The sequence below is a fragment of the Candidatus Fusobacterium pullicola genome, assembly GCA_018883725.1.
Taxonomy (GTDB): Bacteria; Fusobacteriota; Fusobacteriia; order Fusobacteriales; family Fusobacteriaceae; genus Fusobacterium_A; species Fusobacterium_A pullicola.
The window spans coordinates 45,612-52,047 of sequence record JAHLFN010000013.1 but is presented as its reverse complement, the minus strand read 5'-3'; the positions used below and the strand labels follow the sequence as shown (position 1 = coordinate 52,047).

Annotated in this window: 8 protein-coding genes; 5 read left to right on the top strand and 3 right to left on the bottom strand. The window is 30.0% G+C overall.

Translation table 11 applies throughout. The features are described 5' to 3' along the window. From IAA47_01430 to IAA47_01420, 3 genes are all read right to left on the bottom strand, one after another. Positions 1–344, bottom strand: a 344-nt coding sequence (locus IAA47_01430; protein MBU3841657.1) for a RidA family protein, incomplete at its 3' end; no start/stop codon positions are given. A 74-nt stretch (positions 345–418) separates the two neighbouring features. Further along, positions 419–1,186 (bottom strand): XdhC/CoxI family protein, encoded by a 768-nt coding sequence (locus IAA47_01425; GenBank protein ID MBU3841656.1) that lies wholly within the window; start codon positions 1,184–1,186, stop codon positions 419–421. Between the two features lie 12 nt (positions 1,187–1,198). Then, complete coding sequence (locus tag IAA47_01420) at positions 1,199–2,014, bottom strand: EF2563 family selenium-dependent molybdenum hydroxylase system protein (protein MBU3841655.1); 816 nt, start codon at positions 2,012–2,014, stop codon at positions 1,199–1,201. A gap of 140 nt (positions 2,015–2,154) precedes the next feature. On the opposite strand from IAA47_01420, the gene moaA reads away from it, so the two are divergent. From moaA to IAA47_01395, 5 genes are all read left to right on the top strand, one after another. Then, entirely contained in the window at positions 2,155–3,132 is a 978-nt protein-coding gene (moaA, locus tag IAA47_01415) for a GTP 3',8-cyclase MoaA (GenBank protein ID MBU3841654.1), read from the top strand. A gap of 1 nt (position 3,133) precedes the next feature. Next, positions 3,134–3,565 carry an MOSC domain-containing protein gene (locus IAA47_01410; protein ID MBU3841653.1) on the top strand — a complete coding sequence of 144 codons (432 nt, stop codon included), beginning with the start codon at positions 3,134–3,136 and terminating at the stop codon, positions 3,563–3,565. A gap of 107 nt (positions 3,566–3,672) precedes the next feature. Continuing rightward, positions 3,673–4,815, top strand: a complete 1,143-nt coding sequence (locus tag IAA47_01405) for an ABC transporter ATP-binding protein (protein ID MBU3841652.1) — start codon at positions 3,673–3,675, stop codon at positions 4,813–4,815. Next, positions 4,799–5,659, top strand: coding sequence for an ABC transporter permease (locus IAA47_01400; protein MBU3841651.1), 861 nt, complete (start codon positions 4,799–4,801; stop codon positions 5,657–5,659). The genes IAA47_01405 and IAA47_01400 overlap by 17 nt, the downstream gene beginning before the upstream one ends. Next, complete coding sequence (locus IAA47_01395; GenBank protein MBU3841650.1) at positions 5,652–6,425, top strand: ABC transporter permease; 774 nt, start codon at positions 5,652–5,654, stop codon at positions 6,423–6,425. Before IAA47_01400 ends, IAA47_01395 begins: the two co-directional genes overlap by 8 nt. Positions 6,426–6,436: the final 11 nt, after the last annotated feature.

Below are 6,436 nucleotides of genomic sequence, written 5' to 3'. Positions count from 1 at the left end.
ACATCTTTTGGTAATCTTGCTACTTCTACACAAGCTCTTGCTGGTTTTACATCCCCTAAATACTCATTGTATACTTCGTTTATTGCTGCAAAATCATTCATATCTTTTATAAATACTCCTGCTTTTACTACATTTTTCATTGAGTATCCTGCTGCTTCTACTATCGCTTTTACATTTTCTAATGATTGTCTTGTTTGAGCTTTTACATCATCTGATACTAATGTCATTGTTTCTGGTACAAACGGAATTTGTCCTGATACAAATAACATTCCATTAGCTTCTATAGCTTGTGAGTATGGTCCTAATGCTGCTGGTGCTTTTTCTGTGTGAATTACTTTATTCATTTTTTTATTCCTCCTACTTAAAATTTAATATACTTTATATAAATCTTTATTCTTTATAAAGATTTTTAGCTTAACTATATAATTGTTCTATGAACTAATTCTCCATTATTTTTTATTTTTAAAATTTCTGCTAATACCTCAATGGCAATCTCTTCTGGTGTTCCGTTAGATAATTTTAAACCTATTGGAGCATATATATTATCTTTAATCTCTCCGGATTTTTCTAAATTCTCCTTTAAAGTTGTAATTTTTCTTCTACTACCAATAATACCTATATATTTAGCTCCTCTATCCTTTACTAAATTTAATACTTCTTCATCTAATAGATGACCTCTTGTTACAATCACTATATAAGTATTACCATCTATTCTCTCTTTTGTCAAGATATCTTTAAATTTTCCTAAAGTAAGTTCAGGTATATCAAACTTTAATTCCTCTCTGTCATCAATGATTTTCAAATCAAAATCAAGAGTTTTAGCTACTTTAAAAATTTTTTGTCCAACATGTCCAGCTCCACAAATTAGCAGTTTCGGAAAGGGAGAAAAAATTTTAATATAACCTTTCATAGTTCCACCACAATTCATCTGTAGCTCATCTGTAGTTGTAAGATTATATTCAAATCCCTCACTTTTTCCCGTTTCTAAAAGCTCCCTTGCCTTATCTATAACAACACTTTCAATCTTTCCACCACCAATAGTCCCCATCAGCTCATTTTTAAATACACCCATAATTGTTCCACTTTTTCTAGGGGTAGATCCAGTTGCTTCAGTTACAGTAACTAAAGCAGCTCTCTCCCCTTGAGATAATTTTTCCTCTATTTTTTTCAGAATATTTAACTCCATTCAATTTCACCTCTATATATCTCTTTGATGTTTTAAATATAGAACAGCTTCTAATACTGCTCCACCTATTGCCCTCGCCTTATCTGAAATAGTAAAACAGTTGGCTTGCTCCTCTTCTCTCGGATCTATATCTGCCATTTTAAATTTTTCTGGAACCTCGTATCCATCTCTAATAAGCCCTCTTAAAACTCCACTTATAGTAGCCAATACATCTACCCCATTTACTGTTGCTATAACTTGATTTTTCTCTACCATATCACCTATTTTAGATATATTTTTTACAATTCCCTTACATGGACTATATATAACTCTCTCTTTTCCTACTCCTTTTATGATTCCAGGTATTCCTGTATTTTCCATTGGTTTTCCTTCAAAAATAAGTTTCCCTAAATTATGTCCTCTCATAGTTTCAACTACGATATCCACATCATCTCCAGCTATAAATCCAGGTCCAAGTCCTATGGTAATAGGAGCCATTCCTCTATTTGTTCCATAATTTTTTTTAGCTAAAATTGCATCTATAACTACTTGTGGTTTTATTTTTTTTATAATTTTCCCTTGTGGATCAATAATTATTGGTATATTTTTTTCGCTCCAGCATCTCTCTATCTCTTCCAAAGTAAAACATAACTTTGCCTTTACTCCCTCTATTATCATCTCTTTTTCATATACAGCTTCACAAAAGGCAACCTCTCTCCTAATAGCAGATGGCTTCTCAATCTCTAAAACTAAAACCTTAAATCCCGCTCTATATAGTTTTTGAATACTTCCAGTGGCAATATCTCCTCCACCTCTAACAACCACTACAGTTTCATTAATATTTAACATTTTTTCACTCCCCTTAACTTTAACTCCTTTCTTTTAGAATAATCCAGTTTATAAAATATGTCAACTTAATTTTTTATATAGAAATATTTTTATAAATGTGCTATATTAAAGGAGGATAAAAAAATTAGAAAGAGGATAAAATGAAAGATAAATTAAATAGAAATATTGACTATTTAAGACTCTCTATTACTGATAGATGCAATCTTAGATGTAAATATTGTATGGGAAATAAAGATATAGTATTCTTACCAAAAGATGAATTATTATCATCAAATGAGATTGAAAGATTGGTAAAAATTTTTTCAGAACTTGGAATAAAAAAACTTCGTATCACAGGTGGTGAACCACTTGTAAGAAGAAATTTTCGTGAAATTGTAGAAAATATTAATAATATTTCTGGAATTGAAGAGATTAATATTACTACAAATGGAATTAGACTCAAAGAGGAACTCGAGTTTTTAAGCAACAAAAAAATTCAAAGTTTAAATATTAGTCTTGATACTTTAAAAGCTGATCTATATAGAGATATTACTGGTGGTGGAGATATAAATAAAGTTTTAAATTCTATCCACAAAGCTATAGCTTTAAAATTTAAAAGAATTAAATTGAATGTTGTTCTTGTCAAAGGAAAAAATGATAGTGAAATTATGGACTTTGTAAATCTTACAGAAAAATATCCAATAGATGTCAGATTTATCGAACTCATGCCTATCGGTTTAGGTAAAGAGTTTTTACCCATTTCAAATGATGAAGTTTTATCTCTTATCTCAAAAGAAAGGAGTTTGACTCCATTTAATAAAAGAATTGGTTCTGGACCTGCTAAATATTACAAAACGGAGAAGGGGATTGGTTGTATTGGATTTATTACTCCAATATCTCATAATTTTTGTGAACAATGCAATAGAATTAGAGTTACACCTGAAGGATTTTTGAAACTTTGCCTACATTGGAGTAGTGGTTTAAATCTAAAAGAGCTTCTAAGAAATGGCTCTTCAAATGAGGAAATAAAAAAGAAAATTTTACAGGCACTTGAGAACAAACCTGATAAACATAATATGGAAAAAAAAGAAGAGGATAAAAACTTTGATAAAAGATATATGAATAGAATTGGAGGATAAAATGGCAAAAATAGTAGCAGTATGTATCAGTGAGAGAAAAGGAACTCAAAAAATTAATGTTCACGAAGGAGTGTTAATAGAAAACTTCGGATTAGAAGGAGATGCTCATGCTGGAAATTGGCATAGACAAGTAAGTTTACTTTCTAAAGAAAAAGTTACCGATTTTATAGCTAGAGGTGGAAATGTTGTTGATGGAGATTTCGGAGAAAATCTTATAATAGACGGTATGGATTGTGCCAAACTTCCTGTTGGAACTAGATTAATTATAAATAATGAAGCTATATTAGAAGTTACACAAATAGGAAAAGAGTGCCATTCACATTGTGCAATCTATCATAGTGTTGGAGATTGTATCATGCCAAGAGAGGGAATATTTACAAGAGTTATAAAAGGTGGAAAAGTTAAAGAGGGAGATAGTATTGAGATAATTTAATATTATCTCTTTTCATTTTTTATAATCTATGTTATAATTTTAAGAGTGATTAAAAAAATATATTATTAAACTAAAAGAATTGAATAATAATTCTGAGTAATGGAGGTATGAAATTGAAAAAAGACATAAAAATTAAAAATGTTACTAAAAGCTATGATGGAGTTCAAGTGTTGAAAAACATCAATTTAGATATAAAAGATGGAGAGATTTTTTCTATTTTGGGACCTTCAGGATGTGGTAAAACCACCTTGCTCAGAATGATAGCAGGATTTACTGAACCAGATGGTGGAGTTATATATTTAGGTGATGAAGACATTACAAAGTTACCACCTAACAAGAGAAATGTTAATACAATATTCCAAAAATATGCCCTTTTCCCTCATTTAACTGTGTATGAGAATGTGGCTTTTCCACTGAGACTAAAAAAAATAGATGAGAGCACTATCGATAGTGAAGTTAAAAAATTTGTAAAATTAGTAGGATTATCAGAACATATTAATAAGATGCCAAATCAACTTTCAGGTGGACAACAGCAGAGAGTTTCTATAGCTAGAGCACTAATTAATAAACCTGGACTTTTACTTCTAGATGAACCACTTTCTGCTCTAGATGCTAAGTTAAGACAAAATCTATTAATAGAACTAGACTTAATTCACGAAGAGGTTGGAATTACATTTATATTTATAACTCATGATCAACAAGAGGCACTTTCTATATCAGATAGAATAGCCGTTATGAATAAAGGAGAGATTCTACAAGTAGGAACTCCAGCAGAAGTATATGAATCTCCAGCTGATTCTTTTGTAGCTGATTTTATTGGGGAAAATAACTTTTTTGATGGAGTTGTAACTGAAATTATAGATAAAGAATTTGCTAAACTTCATAATGAAAAATTAGGAAGCTTAGTATTTGAAATGGATAAATCTGTAAAAGTTGGGGATAAAGTAAAAGTTTCCATTAGACCTGAAAAAATTAAACTTTCTAAATCAATGCCAAAAGCTGTTAATGAAAATGAGAAAATAAATGTATTAAGAGTATATGTTAATGAATTGATATATTCTGGTTTCCAAAGTAAGTATTTTGTATTCTTAAATAATGATAAAGAACTTACTTTTAAAGTTTTTAAGCAACATGCAGTTTATTTTGATGATAATGATGAAGGAGCTATTTGGTGGGACGAAGAAGCTTATATAGCTTGGGATGCTGATGACGGTTTCTTAGTAGAGGTGATATCTGGTGAAGAAAAGTAAACTTGGTTCATACTATACTCTTCCCATTGCATTGTGGTTAGTAGTATTTTTTGCTATTCCTATGGCAGTTGTTTTAGGATACGCTTTCTTAAAAAAAGGAACATATGGTGGTGTAGAACTAGAATTATCTTTTGCTAGCTTCTACATCTTCACTGATAAAATTTTTCTGACTATACTATTTAAAACAGTTTATATCTCTATTATGGTCACTATATTTACTGTACTTTTATCTTTACCTACAGCTTATTATATAGCAAGATCAAAGTACAAAAAGGAACTTTTATTCCTTGTAATTATTCCATTTTGGACAAATTTTCTTATAAGAATTTATGCGTGGATAGCAGTTTTAGGAAATAATGGTTTTCTTAATAATATTCTAATAAAGCTTGGATTAATTGATGCTCCACTACAATTTTTATATAATACCAGTGCTGTTATTTTAATCTCAGTTTATACAAGCTTACCTTTTGCTATTTTACCTCTATATGCTGTTATTGAAAAATTTGATTTTTCACTTATGGAGGCTGCTAGAGATTTGGGGGCAACAAACAGAGAGGCTTTCTTTAAAGTATTTATACCAAATATAAAACCTGGAATTATAACTGCTGTATTATTTACATTTATTCCAGCTCTAGGTTCTTATGCTGTTCCAAAGCTTGTTGGTGGAACACAGGCAACTATGTTAGGAAATATAATAGCTCAACATCTTACTGTTACTAGAAACTGGCCTCTTGCCTCTACAATATCTGGGGCATTGATACTTGTAACATCAATAGCGATACTTATATTTATGAAAATCAGTACTAAAGAAACAAAGGTAGAGGTGATATCTGAAGATGAATAAAAGAAGAACTTCATTATTCTTTTTTATACTTTCAATGTTATTTTTCTATATTCCATTGGTAATATTGATTGTTTACTCTTTCAATAATGGAAAATCTATGGTATGGAAAGGATTTTCTTTAAGATGGTACAAAGAACTTTTTATGTATTCTGATAATATTTGGAAAGCCTTTAGATATAGTGTAGTAATTGCTATTATCTCTGGACTTACTTCTACTATTATTGGAACTTTAGGTGCTATTGGATTACAGTGGTATGATTTTAAAGGAAAAAAATATTTACAAACTTTAACTTATATTCCACTTGTTATTCCTGAAATTATTTTAGGAGTTTCCCTACTTATCCTTTTTGCAACTATAAAATTTGAGTTAGGGCTAACTACTATATTTATTGCACACACTACTTTTAATATACCATTTGTACTTTTTATAATTTTATCAAGATTAGAAGAATTTGATTATTCTATAGTAGAAGCTGCCTATGATCTTGGTGCAACAGAGTGGCAAGCTCTTACAAAGGTAATCATACCAGCAATACTTCCTGGAATTATATCTGGTTTCTTAATTGCTGTTACTCTTTCCTTTGATGATTTTGTAACTACTTTCTTTGTAGCTGGACCTGGTTCCTCTACACTACCTCTAAGAATTTATTCTATGATTAGATTGGGAGTTTCTCCTGTTATTAATGCTTTATCAGTTTTACTAATTGGTATATCTATAATTCTTACGTTATCTACAAAGAGCTTACAAAAGTATTTAATAAAATAAACTCTTGGAAA

Excerpts from the sequence above, each read along its gene's own strand:
- IAA47_01425 (MBU3841656.1), bottom strand. The coding sequence starts at position 1,186 with ATGGAGTTAAATATTCTGAAAAAAATAGAGGAAAAATTATCTCAAGGG.
- IAA47_01420 (MBU3841655.1), bottom strand. The coding sequence starts at position 2,014 with ATGTTAAATATTAATGAAACTGTAGTGGTTGTTAGAGGTGGAGGAGAT.
- moaA (MBU3841654.1), top strand. The coding sequence starts at position 2,155 with ATGAAAGATAAATTAAATAGAAATATTGACTATTTAAGACTCTCTATT.
- IAA47_01410 (MBU3841653.1), top strand. The coding sequence starts at position 3,134 with ATGGCAAAAATAGTAGCAGTATGTATCAGTGAGAGAAAAGGAACTCAA.
- IAA47_01405 (MBU3841652.1), top strand. The coding sequence starts at position 3,673 with ATGAAATTGAAAAAAGACATAAAAATTAAAAATGTTACTAAAAGCTAT.
- IAA47_01395 (MBU3841650.1), top strand. The coding sequence starts at position 5,652 with ATGAATAAAAGAAGAACTTCATTATTCTTTTTTATACTTTCAATGTTA.